Genomic DNA, 16783 nt, shown 5'->3' with positions numbered 1-16783 from the left:
CGAAGCGCGCAGCCTCAGGCGGATCAGGGCCGCGTGTGTCTGAGCGCAGCGAGTTTCACGCGGACCCCGCCTGAGGCGAGCACTGCAGGGAAGCCCGAAGGGCCGGCGCAGCGGGGTCGCACAGCCCGCACCGCATACCGGGCGGACCTCACAAAGCAACAGACAACAAGCCAAGCAACTCATGCCGACGCCTTCTGCCCAAACCGCCGCCCCATGCGATCAAAGGCAAGATAGATCACAGGCGTAGTGAACAAGGTCAACACCTGACTCACAACCAGCCCGCCAAAAATCGCCAGCCCCAGCGGCCGCCGCAACTCCGCGCCCTCGCCCCATCCGAACATCAGCGGCAATGCAGCGAACAGCGCAGCCAGGGTCGTCATCAGGATCGGCCGGAAGCGCAACAACGCCGCCTGATGAATCGCTTCCTCCGGCGACTTGCCCTGGTTCCGCTCGGCATCGATCGCGAAGTCGATCATCATGATCGCGTTCTTCTTCACGATGCCGATCAGCAGGATGATCCCGATGATTCCGATCACCCCCAGGTCGTTGCCCGTCACCATCAGCGCCAACAAAGCACCCACACCCGCGGACGGCAGCGTCGACAGGATCGTCAGCGGATGGATGTAGCTCTCATACAGCACGCCCAGCACGATGTACACGCACACCACCGCGGCAAGAATGAGCCACAGCTGATTGGTCAGCGACTTCTCGTAAGCCCCCGCGGCACCGAGGAAAGTCATGCTCACACTCGCCGGAATGCCGATCTCCTTGGCCGCCGCGCGGATCGCGGCCACCGACTTGCCCAACGCCACGTTCGGCGCAGTGTCGAAACCCACCGTGGCGCCCGGATACTGCGCAACTCGCGTCACCTGCAACGGCGAGTACTGCTCGCGCACTGTCGCCAGCGACGACAGCGGTGTCGGGGTGCCCGCGCCCGTGCGCAATTGCAGATTGCCCAGAAGCTCCGGCGAGGACAACGCATCGCGCTGCGCTTCCAGAATCACGCGGTACTGATTCGTCTCCGTGAAGATCGTCGACACGATCCGCTGCCCGAAGGCGCTGTAGAGCGCATCGTCCACCGAACTTGCCGTCACCGACAACCGCGAAGCCGTGTTGCGGTCGATATCCACATAGGCGGCCAGGCCCTGCGCGCCCGCATCGGTCGTCGGATTGCGCACCTGCGGCACAGTGCGCAGACGCTCGACCAGCTTGCGTGCCCAGTCGTTCACCGTCGTTGTATCCACGCCTTCGAGCGACAGCCGGAACTCCGTCGGCCCCGTCTCGGCGTCGATGGTCAGATCTTGCGTCGGTTGCAGATACAGCGTCACGCCAGCGACGTTGTCGTGGACGCGGTCTCGCAAACGCTGCATCACCGTGCTCTGCGAATCATGGCCCTTGCGCAAGTTGACCAGCATGCTGCCGGTATTGAGCGCCGTGTTGTTGGCCGCATCCACGCCGACCACTGAACTCAGGCTCTGCACGTCCGGATCCGCCAGGATCGCGTTCGCGGCCGACTGCTGCAGGTCGGCCATCCGCACATACGACACCTCCTGCGCCGCCTCGATGCGCGCCTGGAGCTGACCCGTATCCTGCGTCGGAAAGAGCCCCTTGGGAATCACGACGTAGAGCAGCACCGTCAGTGCCAGCGTCAGCCCCGCCACCAGCAGCGTCAGCGGCTGATGACGAAACACCCATTGCAACCACAGGTCGTAGCGCGCGATCACGCGGTCGAAGAAGCGCTGCACGCTCGCGCCGAAGCGCCCGCCCTCTTCCGACTCGGGCTTGAGCCAGCGCGCCGACATCATCGGCACCAGCGTCAGCGAGACCACCGCCGAAATCAGGATCGTGATCGCCAGCGTCACTGCGAACTCGCGGAACAGCCGTCCCACCACATCACCCATGAACAGCAGCGGAATCAGCACGGCAATCAGCGAGACCGTCAGCGAAATGATCGTGAAGCCGATCTGCGTTGCCCCCTTGAGCGCGGCCTGGAACGGCGGCTCGCCCTTCTCCAGGTAGCGGGCGATGTTCTCGATCATCACGATCGCGTCGTCCACCACGAAACCGGTCGCGATGGTCAGCGCCATCAGGCTCAGGTTGTTGAGGCTGTACCCCAGCAAATACATCAGCCCGAACGTGCCGATCAGGGAGATGGGCACCGCGACGCTCGCAATCACCGTCGCTCGCAGACTGTGCAGGAAGAAGAAGATCACCAGTACCACCAGCACCACCGCCAGCGCGAGTTCGAGCTGCACGTGGCTCACGGATGCGCGGATGCCGGTCGTGCGGTCGCTCAGTATCTCGACCTTGACCGAGCCCGGCAGCGAGGATTCGAGCTCGGGCAGCTGCTTCTTGATGGCGTCAACCGTGCCGATCACGTTGGCGCCGGGTTGTCGCTGCACATTCAGGATGATTGCCGGATAGAGCTTGGTCTCCGGTTCCTGCGCGCCATCCTTCGCCTTCGCATCCTGACGCACGGCCGCCCATGCGCCGAGTTGCGTGTTCTCAGCGCCGTCGACCACGCGCGCGACGTCGCTCATGCGCACGGGCGCGCCATTCTTCCACGCGATGATCAGGTTCCTGTAGTCGGCCGCCGTCGCGAGCTGATCGTTGGCATTGATGGTGTAGGCCCGCTTCGGGCCGTCGAAGCTGCCCTTCGCACTGTTCGAATTGGCCGCCGCGATGGCGGTGCGCAGCGTATCCAGGCCGATACCCACCGATGCCAGCGCGTCGGTATTGGCTTGGATGCGCACCGCCGGCCGCTGGCCGCCCGAGAGCGACACCAGCCCTACGCCGCTGACCTGGCTGATCTTCTGCGCGAGCCGCGTGTTCACGAGGTTCTGCACCTCGGTGAGCGGCATGGTCTCGGAGCTTACGGCCAGCGTGAGGATGGGCGCATCCGCTGGATTGACCTTGGCATAGACGGGCGGCGCGGGCAGATCCGCCGGCAACAGCGAACCGCCGGCGTTGATCGCGGCCTGCACCTGCTGCTCGGCCACGTCGAGCGTCTGGTCGAGCGCGAACTGCAGCGTGATGATCGACACGCCGGTGGCGCTGGTCGAACTCATGCGGTCGAGGCCCGCCATCTGGCCGAACTGACGCTCGAGCGGCGCCGTCACGGTCCGGCTCATGACCTCCGGGCTTCCGCCTGGATAGAGCGTCTGCACCTGGATCGTCGGGTAGTCGACCTGAGGCAACGCCGCGAGCGGCAGGAAGCGAAAACCGACCAGGCCCGCGAGGACGATCGCGACCATGAGCAGCGCGGTCGCCACCGGCCGCTCGATGAAAGCGCGCGATGGACTCATCATCTCTGTCCTTTCACTGCGGCGGCGGACGCTGGCGACGGGCTTGGCCCTGGCCTTCGCCGCGCGGACGCTGACCGGCCGGCTTCGCCACGGCGGGCTTGTCGCCCTGCAATTGCACGCGGGCACCGTCTTTCAGGCGGTCGCCGCCTTCGGTCACGACGATGTCGCCTTCCTTGACGCCATCGGCGATCGCCACGAGATCGGTCGTGGCCTCACCGCGCTTCACCGCGCGCATGGACACCGTGCGGTCGTCGTTCACTACATAGACGAAGTTGCCGTTGGGGCCGGTGCGCACGGCGGTCACCGGCACGACGATGGCGCTCACGGTGCGCAGCGTCATCTGAATGTTGACGAACTGATTGGGAAACAGCGGCAGGCCGGCATTGGCAAAACGTGCCTTGGCCTTGACCGTGCCGGTGCTGGTGTCGACGACGTTGTCGAGCGTGGAGAAGTAGCCCGTATCGAGCGTGGAGCTGCGCACGCGGTCCATCGCCTTGACGGACAGCTTCTCGCCCTTGGCAAGCTGCGCCTGGATGTCCGGAATGCGATCCTGCGGCACGGCGAACTGCACGTCGATCGGGTTCATCTGCGTGATCATCGCGATGCCCGTGGTCGCGTTGGCCGTGACGGTATTGCCCGGGTCGACCGTGCGCAGCCCGATGCGACCCGCGACCGGCGCGGTGATGCGCGTGTATTCGAGGTTGAGCTTGGCCGCGGCCTCGGCGGCGCGGTCGGTGATCACCGCACCTTCGAGCTGCTTGACCAGCGCGGCCTGCGTGTCGACGTCCTGGCGGGCAATCGAATCCTGCGTGAGCAATGTGCGGTAGCGCGACAGCGTGACGCGCGCCGCCTCGAGTTGCGCCTCGTCGCGCACGCGCGTGCCCTGGGCCTGCGCCAGCGCCTGCTCGTAGGGACGTGGATCGATGCGCGCCAGCAGCTGGTCCTTGGCGACCATCTGGCCTTCTGTGTAGTGCACCTCGGTCAGCACGCCGCCGACCTGAGGCCTCAGCGTGATGGTCGCCAGCGGCGTCACGGTGCCCAGGGCGTCGATGAGGATCGGCAGGTCTGCACGGCGAGCCACGGCATGGCCGACGGTACTCGCGCCGCCGAAGGTACCGGGCCCGCCGGCCGGCGTGGCCGGGCGCTTGACCAGGTACACCGCACCACCGACGAGCGCCAGCACCACCAGCAGGGCCAGCAGGCTGCCGAACCAGCGCCGCCGGCGAGTGGGAGGACGAATGGCGGATTCGGTGGCGGGACTGGACTCGGTGGAGGGAGACGACATCGGTGCGTTGGGCGGTTTGCAGGTTGCCCTGTAGTGGATCGTCGAATCGTAGCGCTCCGACGTTACGAACCGTAAAGGCACTGTAAAGCAGACATCCACGTCTGCATCTCGCGACAGCGCATTGCAACTGGCGCCGCCAAGATGCGTTTCATCGCATGGGCGTGGCGGGCCGCCGGAGGTATCGGCACAGTCCGCCCATCGAAACCTACTCTTCCTTCACCCTCTTCGCACGGAGAACCCTCATGCTGACTCAGATCCTGATCCACACACCCAAGTGGGTGTTCGTCTGCTTCGCCGCCCTGCTGTGGTTCGGCGCGCGGCAAATGCTCACGAGCAGCGTGAGCCTGACGCGGGCGACGTTCATGCCCGTCGTGATGATCGGCCTTTCGCTCTTCGGGGTCGCGTCGGCCTTCGGCGATTCCCCGATGGCCCTGCCCGCCTGGGGCGCCGCGGCGCTCACGGTGCTCGCCCTCGTGCTTCAGCGACCGTTGCAGGCCACCACGCGCTACGACGCCGCCACACGACGGTTCCATGTCGCCGGCTCCGCCGTGCCGCTGACGCTCATCATGGGTATCTTCCTGACCAAATACACGGTGGGGGTGCTGCTTGCAATCCATCCCGAACTCGGGCATCAAGCCACTTTCGAGATCGGCATCAGCGCGCTCTACGGCGCCTTCACGGGGATCTTCGCCGGCCGGGGGATCCGCCTGTGGCGCCTTGCAATCCAGGGCGACCGCGCTGCTGCCGTCACCGCCTGACAACCTGATGAAGTCGGAGGAACTCGCCATGGACGCAAGCAACATCGAACAACTGGCCCGCCGGCGCGCCAAGGCCAAGATCGGCTGGTTCATTCATCTCGCCGCCTATCTGACGGTCAATTTGATGCTGGTCGTGCTCTCGCTCGCGACCGGCCATCGGTGGGCGATCTTTCCATTGCTGGGCTGGGGCGTGGGCCTGATCCTGCATGGCGCATCGGTCTGGCTCTTCGCACCGGGCAGCAACATGCTGGAGCGCATGGTCGAGCGCGAACGCGCCAGGCTCTCCGGAGCCAAGGGGGATCCATGGTGAGCGCCTCATTCGTTTGCAGACTCGCGCTGGTCACGATCTGCGCGCTGGCTTCGGCGGCGCAAGCAGCCACCGGGCTGACCGTGCTTGCGGCGCCCGCAGGTTCCGGACCGATCACGGTGTTCTATCCGACCGACGCGCCTGCCGCCACCGTGCGTCGCGGCCCGTTCACGCTGAGCGCCGCCGTCGACGCCGCGCCGGTTGGCGGCAACGGCCATCTGATCGTGATCTCTCACGGCTCCGGCGGCGCTCCGTGGCCGCACGCCGATCTGGCGATCACGCTGGTCAACGCGGGCTTCACGGTGGCCATGCCCGAACATGCTGGCGACAATTTTCATGACATGAGCGATGTGGGCCCCAGGACCTGGCGCCACCGTCCCAAGGAAGTGTCGCAAGCCATCGATGCGATGGCGGTGGATGCGCGCTTTGCGCCGCTGCTCGACTTCCGCCATGTGGGTGTCTATGGCATGTCGGCCGGCGGTCTCACCGCACTGACGCTGGCAGGTGCGCGCTGGTCGCCCGCCCTGCTGAACACGCATTGCCAGGCGCATCTGGCAGAGGACTTCCCCGCCTGCGTGGGACTGGCGACTTCGCTCACCGGCGGCATGCTCGACCCATTGCGTCTGGCCGTGTCCCGACGCGTGATCAACGCCAAGCTGGCTGGCCAGACGACGCTGGAAAGCTGGACCGAGCCGCGCATCACTGCTGCAGTGGCCGCTGTGCCCATGGCCGCGACCATCGACATGGCTTCGCTCGCGACGCCCGGCATCCCGGTAGGACTGGTCCGTGGCGGCCAGGACGCCTGGCTGGCGCCTCAATGGCACATCGATGCGGTGCGCGCCGCCTGCAAGCGCTGTGTGCTGATCGTCGACATGCCCAACGGCGGCCACGGCTCGACGCTGTCGCCGCAACCGCCCGATCTGCCGGCGCGCGCTGCCGCGCTGCTGGACGACCCGCCGGGCTTCGACCGCGCCACCCTGCCGGGCGCCTACGCCGCGATCACGCATTTCTTCGTCCAGAATCTCCAGCCATGAGCGTCCTCATCCTGATCCTCCAGACGGCGGTGGTCACCGTGCTCCTCGCCTCGCTGGCCGAAGCGCTCGTGCTCTCGTGGGTACGTGGCAAGGGGGGCTACGACTGGAAGGCCGCAGGCATCTCGCTGACGGACTTCCTGGTGCGCGAATACCCCCTGCGCTGGCTGTTGCCGCTGCTCTTCTGGGTTCATGCCATGGACTGGGTCTACGCCCACCGGCTGTGGACGCTGCCGATGCAGCACTGGTCGGGCTGGGTGGCCTGCTTCATCGGGCAGGAGTTCTGCTACTACTGGTACCACCGGGCGGCCCATCGCGTGCGCTGGTTCTGGTGCACCCACGCCGTCCACCATTCGCCGAACCAGCTCAATCTCTCGGCGGCCTATCGCTTCGGCTGGACCGGCAGGCTCACTGGCACGCTGGCCTTCTTCATGCTGGCGCCGCTGCTGGGCATGCCGCCACAGATCGTGCTCATCATGCTGTCGCTCAATCTGCTCTATCAGTTCTGGATCCATGCCACCTGGATCCCCAGGCTCGGACCGCTGGAGTGGGTTCTCAACACGCCGTCCGCCCACCGCGTCCACCACGCCTCGAACCTCGAGTATCTCGACGGCAACTACGGCGGCGTGCTTATCGTTTTCGACCGGCTGTTCGGCACCTACATCGCCGAGCGCGACGATGTCCCGATCCGCTACGGCCTGGTGACGCCGATCAGGACATACAACCTGCTGCAAATCGAGTTCGGCCAATGGCAGGCGTTATGGCGCGATCTGCGCGGCGCCCGATCGATTCGGGAAGCATGGAGCTATCTGTGGAAGCCGCCGGGATGGTCTCCCGACGGTCCGGGCGAAACCACCGAGGCGCTGCGCCGGCGCGGGGCCGCGGCATGAACATCCGCTGGAGCGATGCCGCCCGCCACTGCCTCCAGGTGGCGGCGTTCTGCTGCGCGGTCGCGGTGCTCACGACACTCATCTGGCCGCGCAAGAGCTATCTGGTACAGGTCGGCTATGCCCTGACGATCGGGCTCGTTTCCTGGAGCGTGATCGAGTTCGGCCGCTATCTGGTCGACGAGCGCCACTGCCACCGCAGCAGCAGCGGCGGACATGGCTGGCCGAAGGGCTGGCGCGGCATGGTCCTGACCGCCACCGGCATCGGCTGCGGCTTCTTCTTCGGTGACCGCATCGCCGATCTCATCTTCGGCGACGGCGTTGTCAGTTCGCCGCGCGACAACTCGATCAGCCTCGCCATCACCGTCTTCGCAGGCGCCGCGGCGAGCTTCTTTTTCCATGCGCGCGGACGGGCCGCCGCGCTGGCCGCGCAGATCAGCGCAGCGGAACGCGATGCCACCGAGGCCAAACTGAAGCTGCTCGAAACGCAGCTCGAGCCACACATGCTCTTCAACACGCTGGCCAATCTGCGCGCGCTCATCACGGCCGACCCGCCGCGCGCAGTGGCGATGCTCGACCACCTCAACAGCTACCTGCGCATCACGCTGACAGGGTCTCGGGCGCTTGCGCATCCGCTGTCGGCTGAATTCGACCGGCTCGGCGACTACCTCGAACTGATGTCGGTGCGCATGGGCGAGCGCTTGCGCTACACACTCGACCTGCCCGACGAACTCCGCGACGTGCCCGTGCCGCCGCTGATGCTGCAGCCGCTCGTCGAAAACAGTATCCGACACGGCCTGGAGCCCCAGGTGGAAGGCGGCGAAATCACCGTGCACGCGAAGCGCGAAGGCGCGCGACTCGTCATCGAAGTGAGCGACACGGGCGTGGGCATCGACGGCGATGTCACATGCTCCGAGACAGGCGGCTTCGGCCTCGCCCAGGTGCGCGAGCGACTCAACACGGTGTACGGCTCTCAGAGCGCCATGACCCTGACTCCGCTTTCCACCGGCGGCACCCGCGCCGCCATCAGCTTTCCCTCGCCCGCATGAAGACGACAGCCCTCATTGCCGAAGACGAACCCTTGCTGGCTCAAGCCCTGCATGCCGAACTGGCCGCCGCGTGGCCTGAACTGGACATCGTCGCCATGGTGGGCGACGGCCGCAGCGCCGTGCGCGACGCATTGGCCAAACTGCCGCAGGTGCTCTTCCTCGACATCCACATGCCGGGCCTGGACGGCCTGGGCGTCGCGGCCGAACTCGCCGATACCTGGCCAACCGACGAGGCGCCGATGCCGCAGTTGGTCTTCGTGACTGCCTACGACGAATATGCCGCACGCGCTTTCGACGCCCAGGCCATCGACTACGTGCTCAAGCCCGTGCAGCCCGATCGCCTGCGTCGCACCGTGGACCGGTTGCGGAAGATGACGGAATCGGCCGCATCGCCCGCGTTGCCGGCCGCCGATGCGATCGCCAGCACGCTGGCCCAATGGCGCAAGGTCCTGGCCGCCGCCGGCGAAGGCGCGCCGTCCCCTGGCGCCGGCGCCCCGCTCAAGCTGATCGCGGCCAGCGAGGCCGGCTCGTCGGGCAACAGCGTGCGCATGGTGCCCATCGACGAAGTGCAATATTTCGAGGCAGCCGACAAATACGTGCGCGTGCTGACTGCGAAACACGAATACCTGATCCGCACGCCCCTCAAGCAGTTGCTGCCCCAACTCGACGCCAACATCTTCTGGCAGGTGCACCGCGCCGTGGTCGTGCGCAGCGACGCCGTCGAATCGGTCCACCGTGACGACACCGGCCGGCAGCACCTGACGTTGCGCGGCCGCTCGGAAAAAATCCCCGTCAGCCGCCTCTACGCTCACCTTTTCCGGGCGATGTAATCAGAAAGTAGGCGCCCATGAAAAAACCGGCCCCTTTTGACGGGGGCCGGCTTTTCATGTGACAGCAGGCAAATGACTGATGGCCTGCCGCTCAATAGCGGTAGTAAGGCCCGTGGTGGTAACGGTGGTAGTACCCGGGTACCGGACGGTAATAGACGGGTGGTGGCGCAACGTACACCGGAGCGGGCCGGTAATACACCGGAGCAGGCGCGACATACGCCGGGGCCGGTGCGTAGTAGACCGGCGGCGGGGCGTAATACGGTTGCGGCGACGCAACACCGACCGCGACTCCTGGGACGCTGACCCCGACCGACCATGCAGCTGCGTTGGCCGAAGCCGCGCCCAAAAGTGCGCCCGCAGCCACCGCGCCGACGGCAGCCCATTGATAGAGAGTGGATCGGGTCATATTCATGTCTGGATCTCCTGTTGAAGGGGCGTTGACCGCCCATGTCTGTATTGAACGCGGCAAGTGTCAATCTGGTGTACGCCGCTCTGTGAAGAAGGTTGCCAAAAGTAACGCCTGCAGAGCGCCACCTAGAATGAGCGGATGACTTCCCCTGCAGCCGACAACGACGCCGCCAAGCCTAGCAATTTCCTGCGCCACGTGATCGAAAACGACCTCGAACAGGGCAATTATTCCAGCCGCCAGTGGGGCGGCACCCCTGGCGATGCCGCACATCATGCCCAAGGCATGCAGGACCCGGCCAAGGTCCGCATGCGTTTTCCTCCAGAACCCAACGGCTACCTGCACATCGGCCACGCCAAGAGCATCTGGCTCAACTTCGAACTCGCGAAGGAATACGGCGGCGTGTGCCACCTGCGCTTCGACGACACGAATCCCGAGAAGGAAGAACAGGAATACGTCGACGCCATCCGTGACGCCGTGAGGTGGATGGGCTACAGCACGACGCTCACCGACGATCCGGCCCATCCCGGGGCGACCAACGATCACGTGTATTTCGCGAGCAACTACTTCGACTTCATGTACCGCGCGGCCGAATACCTCGTCGGCGCCGGCCTCGCTTACGTCGACGAACAGAGCGCCGAAGAAATCCGCGCCACCCGCGGCGACTTCAACACCCCCGGCACCGACAGCCCCTTCCGCGCCCGCACCCCCGAGCAGAACCTTCTGCGCTTCCGCGCCATGCGCGACGGCCGACTGGAAGACGGCGCCGCGGTGCTGCGCGCCAAGATCGACATGGCGAGCCCCAACATCAACATGCGCGACCCGGCGCTCTACCGCATTCGCCGCGCGACGCACCACAACACGGGCGACAAGTGGTGCATCTACCCGATGTACACCTTCGCGCACCCGATCGAGGACGCGCTGGAGCAGATCACCCACAGCATCTGCACGCTGGAATTCGAAGACCAGCGGCCCTTCTATGACTGGCTGCTCGACCGCCTCGCCGAAGGCGGGCTGATCGCCACGCCGCATCCGCGGCAGTATGAATTCGCGCGACTCAACGTCACCCATGTCATCACCAGCAAGCGCAAGCTGCGCCAGTTGGTCGAGGAAGGCCACGTCGACGGCTGGGACGACCCCCGCATGCCCACCCTCGCCGGCCTGCGCCGCCGCGGCTACACGCCGGAGGCGCTCAAGCTGTTCTGCGAACGCTCGGGCGTGACCAAGTCGGGCGGATGGATCGACTACGCCAGCCTCGAAGCCGCACTGCGCGACACGCTGGACCCGATCGCGCCGCGCGCCATGGTGGTGCTCGATCCGGTCAAGCTGGTCATCAGCAACTGGGGCGAACTGATGGGCGGCGACGACGTCCTCGACGACTGCTCGGCGCCCGTGCATCCGCATCACCCCGAGATGGGTCGTCGTGACTTCAAGCTGGGTCGCGAAGTTTGGATCGAGCGCACGGACTATGAAGACGTACAGCCCAAGGGCTTCTTCCGGCTGTTCCCCGGCAACAAGGTGCGGCTCAAGTATGGGCACGTGATCGAATGCACCGGCGGCACGCGCGATGCGGAAGGCACCCTGGTCGAAGTGCAGGCCAAGCTGGTGCCTGACACCAAGAGCGGCACACCGGGCGCCGATGCCATCAAGGTCAAGGGCAACATCACCTGGGTCGCGGTCGCTGACGCCGTTCCGGTCGAGGTTCGGCTCTACGAGCGGCTGTTCGCGGCATCCCAGCCGGGCAGCGGCGAACTGCTCGAAGAACTCAACAGCGCCAGCCTGCTCACGACCCAGGCGTATGCAGGGCCCTCACTCGCCGGCGCGGCGCAAGATGCGCCCTACCAGTTCGAGCGTCACGGCTACTTCGTGCTGGACGCTCGCGGAAACGCGTCGGGCGGGCGCGTGTTCAACCGCACTGCCGGAATGCGGGACAGTTGGGGCAAGTAGCCTGCTCAGAGCGTCAGAGAGGCTTCGTCAGGTAGACAGCCTCTCGCCCCACGATCGCGCGCTGCGCGGGCATGAACACCGTGCATTCATCGCACGGCGCGCGAATCTCGTCCGGGCCATTGGTCGCGATCAGCTCGCCCTTCGCGAAAGTCTCGAAGCCGATCAGTGGCCGCACGAAGCGGAAGTCTTCCGATTGGATGACGTGCGTCTGCAGCAGCTCGAAGCGTCGCTGCGGCTCGGGTGCGGGGATGGGGCCTCTCTCGATCAGCCCGAAATTCGCCAGGAAGCGCAGGGCCACCTCGGTCGCGAGATCGGCCGCCGCCTGCTTGAAGTGCTGGCCGCACTCGACCACCATCGCAGCGCCCGGCGCGTTCTCCCCCGCATGTTGGCCGTGCTGGATCAGCGGCGTGCCCGAACCCAGCCCGCTCGGCATCACCAGGTGCACAGGCGGCAGCCCGATGGCCATCGCCACCCTGGCATTGCGCTCGAAAGCCGGGTAGACCCAGAAAGGCACCACGTCCTGGCTGGTCGAGTGGATGTCCAGGATGTGATCCGCCGCCGCGACGACAGGACGCAGTTCGCGGGCACGGCGCAATTCGGGGCTGTCCTCCGGCCCGTCGAGCCATTCGTCGGACCACACCCGGTTCAGGTTGTGCACGATCTGGCGGTTGTCGTAGGGCCGTTCCGGCGCGAAGGCGTTGTAGGCCTCCACGTGCGCGAAGCTCACCGTCAGCGTGCCGATCTTCGGCCTGACGCCCGTGTCGAGCAGATGGGTCGCAGCGACCATGCCGCAGATCTCGTTGCCGTGGGTCAAGGCGTTGATCAGTACGTGCGGGCCGGGCTTGCCGGACTCGAAGCGGTGGACGTAGTCGATGCCTGCGTTGCCTTGGCGGTAGGCGGAAATGTCCCGGGGGAGCACTTCGAACTCGGGGAGATCCTGGGTCATGAGGCTGGGTTTCTCGGAACATGTCGGCATCCGCCGGGTCCCCGGAGTTTCCTCCAATTTGCCTCTTAGACTCGTGGGCTCACCATGCGCATCGCCCAAGCCCTGTCCCCATGCCCTTGACCGCTGAAATGCGACGGTCGATCGACCAGATTCGCGACTACCTCTTTGGCGGCGGTTACCCCGATCCTGTCAGCAACGCGGAACAGCTGTCGTTCCTGTTTTTCTTCTATCTCCTGGAGACCATCGACGACGAAAACGCCATGCGCGCGAAGACGCTGAACGAGCCCTACACGAGCATGTTCAGCGGCGACTGGATCCTGAGGAACCCCTCGAACGCCTCCCTGCCCTCGGCCCACGAGGGCGTCCTGACGGCCACCGTGCTGCAGACCGGCACGCCCGCCATCCCGCGCGCACGGTTTCGCTGGTCGGCCTGGGCGAACGAGCTGACGGGCGATGCGCTCGTGCACTTCGTGCGCGACGAGGTGTTCCCCTTCTTCTCCGAAATCGGTGCCGCCGGCGCGCACGACTTCATGCGCGGGGCGCGCCTCGGCATCAGCGAGCCGACGGTGCTGTCGCAGGTCGTCCACCTGGTGGATGGCCTCGGGCTCGCCGATGCGGACTCCGACACCAAGGGAGACCTCTTCGAGCACGTGCTGCGCCAGATCAGGCAGGCCGGCGAACTGGGGCAGTTCCGCACGCCGCGCCACATCATCCGCGGCATCGTCGAGATGGTGGACCCGACCATCGGCGAGACCATCTACGACCCGGCAGCGGGCACGGCGGGCTTCCTGGTGGCGGCCTACAACCACATCCGTCTCGCCCATTCGTCGCCCGATGCCGTCGTGGAGGCCGAAGCCGAGGGCAAGACCCTGCGGCGCGGTCTCGGTGACAGGCTCACGCCCGAAGACCTCGCGACGCTTCAGAACAAGACCTTCTTCGGCAACGACGTCGATCCGAAGATGGTCCGCCTGGCGACGATGAACCTCACGTTGCGCGGCCTGGCCAACGTTCGCATCCTTCAGCGCAATGTGCTGACCTCGGTGCTCGACGACGCGAAGAAGACCGAGCTCGACCTGCCACCCGAAGGCTTTCACGTGGTGCTGGCGAATCCGCCTTTCTCGGGCCGGGTCGACAAGGACCGCATCGTCGACGACGTGCGAGTCGGCACCACCAGCAGCACCGAACTGCTCTTCCTCAAGTACATGATGGACAGCCTGCGCGCCGAGGGCCGCGCCGCTGTCGTGGTGCCGGAAGGCGTGCTGTTCGGCTCCACGGCGGCACACAAGGAATTGCGCCGGCAGCTCGTCGAGAACAACCAGGTCGATGCGGTGCTGAGTCTTCCAGGCGGCGTGTTCCAGCCCTATTCGGGCGTGAAGACATCAGTGCTCTTTTTTCGCAAGTGCGGCAACACCGAGCACGTGCTGTTCCTGCATGTGGAGGACGACGGCTACGCGCTCGACGCCAACCACGACAGGCCCGTCGAGGCCGACGACTTGCCGCGCCTGGCCCAGGCCTACGCGCAGCGCGACGCCTCGCTGGCGCGTTGGGAGGCGCGCGAGCCCGATGCCGAATGGGACGAGAAATGGTGGTTTGCCAACGCCGCCGCGCTGCGCGCGAACGACTTCAATCTCTCGGCGGCACGCTATCGTCCGTTGACCGAAGCGCAAGCCGAGCATCGCAACCCGCGCGAACTGGTCGACGAGATCATCGCGCTCGAACTGGAGTTCGCCAAGGAAATGGAAACGCTGCGAATCCTGCTCACGGAGTGGGAAAAATGAAGGCGCCACGGGTCGCGCTGCGGGAGGTGGTCGAGGCGAAAACGGGCACGATGAACCCGTCCGCCTGGCCCGACGATCCGTTCACCTATGTCGATGTCGCCGCCGTCGACAACAAGAAGAAGACCATCACCGGTGCGCGCACCTTGAAGGGCGCCGAGGCGCCGAGCCGTGCGCGCAAGCTGATGCGCACCGGCGACGTGCTGGTGTCGACCGTCCGCCCGAATCTCAATGCCGTGGCGCTGGTGCCGCCGGAACTCGACGGCGAGGTCGCGAGCACCGCCTTTTGCGTGCTGCGCGCGACACTGCGCGTGCTGCCCGAGTACATCTATTTCTTCGTGCGCTCCAGGAAGTTCATCCAGGGCGTGTGCAAGCTGGCCACGGGCGCGCTGTATCCGGCGGTGTCGGATGCACGCATCCTCGACCAGCAGCTGCCCTTGCCCGATCTGAATGAACAGCGTCGCATCGTCGACCTGCTGTTGTGCGCGCAGAGCGCGATTCGCCTGCGGCGCGAGATCCGCGAGCGAACCGTTCAAATGGTGCCGGCGCTCTACGCCGATGTGTTCGGCGACGCGATGCGTAACCCCAAGCAGTGGCCTGTGGTGCCGCTCGGAAGCCTGCTGAAAATCAGTCCGCAGAACGGCCTGTACAAGCACAAGTCGGCCTACGGCACCGGCACGCCGATCGTGCGCATCGACAGCTTTCGCGACGGCGAACTCCGCGAGCCCGCATTGCTCAAGCGCCTTCATGTCGAGGAAGACGAAGCCGGGCGCTACGGGCTGGCGGAAGGAGACATCCTGGTCAACCGCGTCAACAGCCCGGAGCATCTCGGCAAGAGCGTGCTGATCCGCACGCTGGCCGAGCCGACGGTGTTCGAATCGAACATGATGCGGCTCGTGCCCGACGCCGAGCGCGCGCTGCCGCAATACATCTTCGCTGCGCTGCAGACGCGGCGGACCTGGCGGCACTTCCAGATCAACGCCAAGCGCGCGATCAACCAGGCCAGCCTGAACCAGCAGGACCTGAAGTCGCTGCCGGTGATGCTGCCGCCGATGGAGAAGCAGATCCCCTTCGCACGCTATGCGGATGCCACCGCGGCGGCCCAGGCCATCGAGGCGTTGATGCTGAAGCGCGCCGAGGAAACCCTGGATTCGCTGCTGGCGCGCACGCTCGGCTGAGCCGCAAATCGTCATTACGGCTCAAAAAATGAGCCGTATTTGCTGAAATACGGCTCATGATCGACTGCCCCTGCCGAGATAGAGAAGCTCTCTCAACGGATATCGTGCCGGCCTATCCGGACTGCCCAAAGTGATTGATCGATGGACCCAGAAGGACTTGTGCCCATTGGGCGGCGTCGAATGGTTGTTCCATGCTTGCGCGGACGCAGAACCAGAGGGTGCAACGACCATGGCCATCGATGATCGACATGAGGTCGCCGGCTTGTCCGACTGGCGGCAAGCTATCCTGCGGTCTGCCGATCACCATGGCGGCGGCCGGCACCACCTGAGATAGCTCGTTGTTCGGATCGTGGGCGCGGTATGGAGCCAGCCGTATCTGTGGCCCCGCTTCGGACTGAAAGACGCCGCCGCAGTCTCCACTGCCGACGCCCTTGACGCCGATCTCTCCTTCGCCGGTCATCCCGACCGGCCCCAGTCCATAGACACCGGAGTTCGCCAGCATGTCCACCTGAGCCAGGTCCGGACGCGCAACGCTTCCGGCAAAACCGACGACACCGGGTGCGCTGATCTGGAAGCCTCCAAGGTCCGCGGCACCGCCGATGCCAACCACTCCGGGACCAGGATTCGAACTTGCACTCTGACGCCCATGTTCAAGTATTGGCTGACCGGAAGCGCCTTTGCCGAAGACTCCGACATTCCCGGTGACCCTCTCGGTGGGCAAGGGTGTTTCGCCCCCGGCGAGACCGACCAGTCCGGGTCCTTTCACGCCATCATCGCCCGATGGTCGGGTAGCACCCCTGCCAATGACGCCCGCTGTCGCGTATCCGACCCCATCGACGCCGCCGACACCCACGACACCTGGCCCCAATACGCCGTTCCCCTGTACGCCGACCTTGCCCTCACCGCGAACACCGGTGGCACTTTCCGAGCGACCGACGACGCCGTGCCCCGTATCGCTCGAGCCTCGGACCCCCGTGTCATTCCCGAAGACGTCCACACCAAAATCGAGAGACGCGCTTTGCGTCCCGAATCCGGTCTTGTGTCCGAGGTAGTTGCTGTTGGTGTCCATAGCGCATCCC

Annotated in this window: 14 protein-coding genes; 9 read left to right on the top strand and 5 right to left on the bottom strand. The window is 65.7% G+C overall.

The window, feature by feature from the left end:
- Positions 1 to 179: 179 nt before the first annotated feature.
- Both AC1DN9_RS14105 and AC1DN9_RS14100 read right to left on the bottom strand, forming a co-directional pair.
- On the bottom strand, positions 180 to 3305 hold the full coding sequence (locus tag AC1DN9_RS14105; RefSeq protein WP_478101113.1) for an efflux RND transporter permease subunit: 3126 nt from the start codon (positions 3303 to 3305) through the stop codon (positions 180 to 182).
- A gap of 13 nt (positions 3306 to 3318) precedes the next feature.
- Positions 3319 to 4590 carry an efflux RND transporter periplasmic adaptor subunit gene (locus AC1DN9_RS14100; protein WP_478101111.1) on the bottom strand — a complete coding sequence of 424 codons (1272 nt, stop codon included), beginning with the start codon at positions 4588 to 4590 and terminating at the stop codon, positions 3319 to 3321.
- A 155-nt stretch (positions 4591 to 4745) separates the two neighbouring features.
- On the opposite strand from AC1DN9_RS14100, the gene AC1DN9_RS14095 reads away from it, so the two are divergent.
- The 6 genes from AC1DN9_RS14095 to AC1DN9_RS14070 are packed head-to-tail and all read left to right on the top strand — an operon-like array spanning position 4746 to position 9452.
- Positions 4746 to 5348 carry a DUF6622 family protein gene (locus tag AC1DN9_RS14095; protein WP_478101109.1) on the top strand — a complete coding sequence of 201 codons (603 nt, stop codon included), beginning with the start codon at positions 4746 to 4748 and terminating at the stop codon, positions 5346 to 5348.
- A gap of 28 nt (positions 5349 to 5376) precedes the next feature.
- Positions 5377 to 5658 (top strand): 2TM domain-containing protein, encoded by a 282-nt coding sequence (locus AC1DN9_RS14090; RefSeq protein WP_478101107.1) that lies wholly within the window; start codon positions 5377 to 5379, stop codon positions 5656 to 5658.
- Positions 5652 to 6689 carry an alpha/beta hydrolase family protein gene (locus tag AC1DN9_RS14085; RefSeq protein ID WP_478101105.1) on the top strand — a complete coding sequence of 346 codons (1038 nt, stop codon included), beginning with the start codon at positions 5652 to 5654 and terminating at the stop codon, positions 6687 to 6689. The genes AC1DN9_RS14090 and AC1DN9_RS14085 overlap by 7 nt, the downstream gene beginning before the upstream one ends.
- Positions 6686 to 7576 (top strand): sterol desaturase family protein, encoded by an 891-nt coding sequence (locus tag AC1DN9_RS14080; protein WP_478101103.1) that lies wholly within the window; start codon positions 6686 to 6688, stop codon positions 7574 to 7576. The genes AC1DN9_RS14085 and AC1DN9_RS14080 overlap by 4 nt, the downstream gene beginning before the upstream one ends.
- Positions 7573 to 8622: a sensor histidine kinase gene (locus AC1DN9_RS14075; protein WP_478101101.1), complete on the top strand. Its 1050-nt coding sequence runs from the start codon at positions 7573 to 7575 to the stop codon at positions 8620 to 8622. The genes AC1DN9_RS14080 and AC1DN9_RS14075 overlap by 4 nt, the downstream gene beginning before the upstream one ends.
- Positions 8619 to 9452: a LytR/AlgR family response regulator transcription factor gene (locus tag AC1DN9_RS14070; protein WP_478101099.1), complete on the top strand. Its 834-nt coding sequence runs from the start codon at positions 8619 to 8621 to the stop codon at positions 9450 to 9452. Before AC1DN9_RS14075 ends, AC1DN9_RS14070 begins: the two co-directional genes overlap by 4 nt.
- Positions 9453 to 9543: 91 nt before the next feature.
- Here AC1DN9_RS14070 and AC1DN9_RS14065 read toward each other — a convergent pair whose 3' ends face one another.
- Positions 9544 to 9864 carry a hypothetical protein gene (locus tag AC1DN9_RS14065; RefSeq protein ID WP_478101097.1) on the bottom strand — a complete coding sequence of 107 codons (321 nt, stop codon included), beginning with the start codon at positions 9862 to 9864 and terminating at the stop codon, positions 9544 to 9546.
- Positions 9865 to 9999: 135 nt separating this feature from the next.
- Here AC1DN9_RS14065 and AC1DN9_RS14060 point away from each other — a divergent pair, with 135 nt between their 5' ends.
- Positions 10000 to 11805: a glutamine--tRNA ligase/YqeY domain fusion protein gene (locus tag AC1DN9_RS14060; RefSeq protein ID WP_478101095.1), complete on the top strand. Its 1806-nt coding sequence runs from the start codon at positions 10000 to 10002 to the stop codon at positions 11803 to 11805.
- 13 nt (positions 11806 to 11818) lie between these two features.
- Here the strand turns inward: AC1DN9_RS14060 and AC1DN9_RS14055 are convergent, their stop codons facing one another.
- Entirely contained in the window at positions 11819 to 12751 is a 933-nt protein-coding gene (locus AC1DN9_RS14055) for a M14 family metallopeptidase (protein ID WP_478101093.1), read from the bottom strand.
- A 110-nt stretch (positions 12752 to 12861) separates the two neighbouring features.
- Here AC1DN9_RS14055 and AC1DN9_RS14050 point away from each other — a divergent pair, with 110 nt between their 5' ends.
- Positions 12862 to 14529: an HsdM family class I SAM-dependent methyltransferase gene (locus tag AC1DN9_RS14050; protein WP_478101091.1), complete on the top strand. Its 1668-nt coding sequence runs from the start codon at positions 12862 to 12864 to the stop codon at positions 14527 to 14529.
- The gene (locus AC1DN9_RS14045; protein ID WP_478101089.1) at positions 14526 to 15704 is read left to right on the top strand and encodes a restriction endonuclease subunit S; all 1179 of its coding nucleotides are present in this window, start codon (positions 14526 to 14528) and stop codon (positions 15702 to 15704) included. Before AC1DN9_RS14050 ends, AC1DN9_RS14045 begins: the two co-directional genes overlap by 4 nt.
- A 112-nt stretch (positions 15705 to 15816) precedes the next feature.
- On the opposite strand, the gene AC1DN9_RS14040 is transcribed toward AC1DN9_RS14045, so the two are convergent.
- Positions 15817 to 16773, bottom strand: a complete 957-nt coding sequence (locus AC1DN9_RS14040) for a hypothetical protein (RefSeq protein WP_478101087.1) — start codon at positions 16771 to 16773, stop codon at positions 15817 to 15819.
- Positions 16774 to 16783 lie beyond the last annotated feature (10 nt).

The sequence above is a fragment of the Variovorax sp. 05L425 genome (assembly GCF_056397705.1).
This window is presented reverse-complemented; position numbering and strand designations above follow the sequence as displayed.

Coding starts and splice junctions, on each gene's coding strand:
- AC1DN9_RS14045 (WP_478101089.1), top strand. CDS start 14,526: ATGAAGGCGCCACGGGTCGCGCTGCGGGAGGTGGTCGAGGCGAAAACG.
- AC1DN9_RS14075 (WP_478101101.1), top strand. CDS start 7,573: ATGAACATCCGCTGGAGCGATGCCGCCCGCCACTGCCTCCAGGTGGCG.
- AC1DN9_RS14060 (WP_478101095.1), top strand. CDS start 10,000: ATGACTTCCCCTGCAGCCGACAACGACGCCGCCAAGCCTAGCAATTTC.
- AC1DN9_RS14100 (WP_478101111.1), bottom strand. CDS start 4,590: ATGTCGTCTCCCTCCACCGAGTCCAGTCCCGCCACCGAATCCGCCATT.
- AC1DN9_RS14050 (WP_478101091.1), top strand. CDS start 12,862: ATGCCCTTGACCGCTGAAATGCGACGGTCGATCGACCAGATTCGCGAC.
- AC1DN9_RS14080 (WP_478101103.1), top strand. CDS start 6,686: ATGAGCGTCCTCATCCTGATCCTCCAGACGGCGGTGGTCACCGTGCTC.
- AC1DN9_RS14055 (WP_478101093.1), bottom strand. CDS start 12,751: ATGACCCAGGATCTCCCCGAGTTCGAAGTGCTCCCCCGGGACATTTCC.
- AC1DN9_RS14105 (WP_478101113.1), bottom strand. CDS start 3,305: ATGAGTCCATCGCGCGCTTTCATCGAGCGGCCGGTGGCGACCGCGCTG.
- AC1DN9_RS14065 (WP_478101097.1), bottom strand. CDS start 9,864: ATGAATATGACCCGATCCACTCTCTATCAATGGGCTGCCGTCGGCGCG.
- AC1DN9_RS14040 (WP_478101087.1), bottom strand. CDS start 16,773: ATGGACACCAACAGCAACTACCTCGGACACAAGACCGGATTCGGGACG.
- AC1DN9_RS14095 (WP_478101109.1), top strand. CDS start 4,746: ATGGGCGTGGCGGGCCGCCGGAGGTATCGGCACAGTCCGCCCATCGAA.
- AC1DN9_RS14090 (WP_478101107.1), top strand. CDS start 5,377: ATGGACGCAAGCAACATCGAACAACTGGCCCGCCGGCGCGCCAAGGCC.
- AC1DN9_RS14085 (WP_478101105.1), top strand. CDS start 5,652: ATGGTGAGCGCCTCATTCGTTTGCAGACTCGCGCTGGTCACGATCTGC.
- AC1DN9_RS14070 (WP_478101099.1), top strand. CDS start 8,619: ATGAAGACGACAGCCCTCATTGCCGAAGACGAACCCTTGCTGGCTCAA.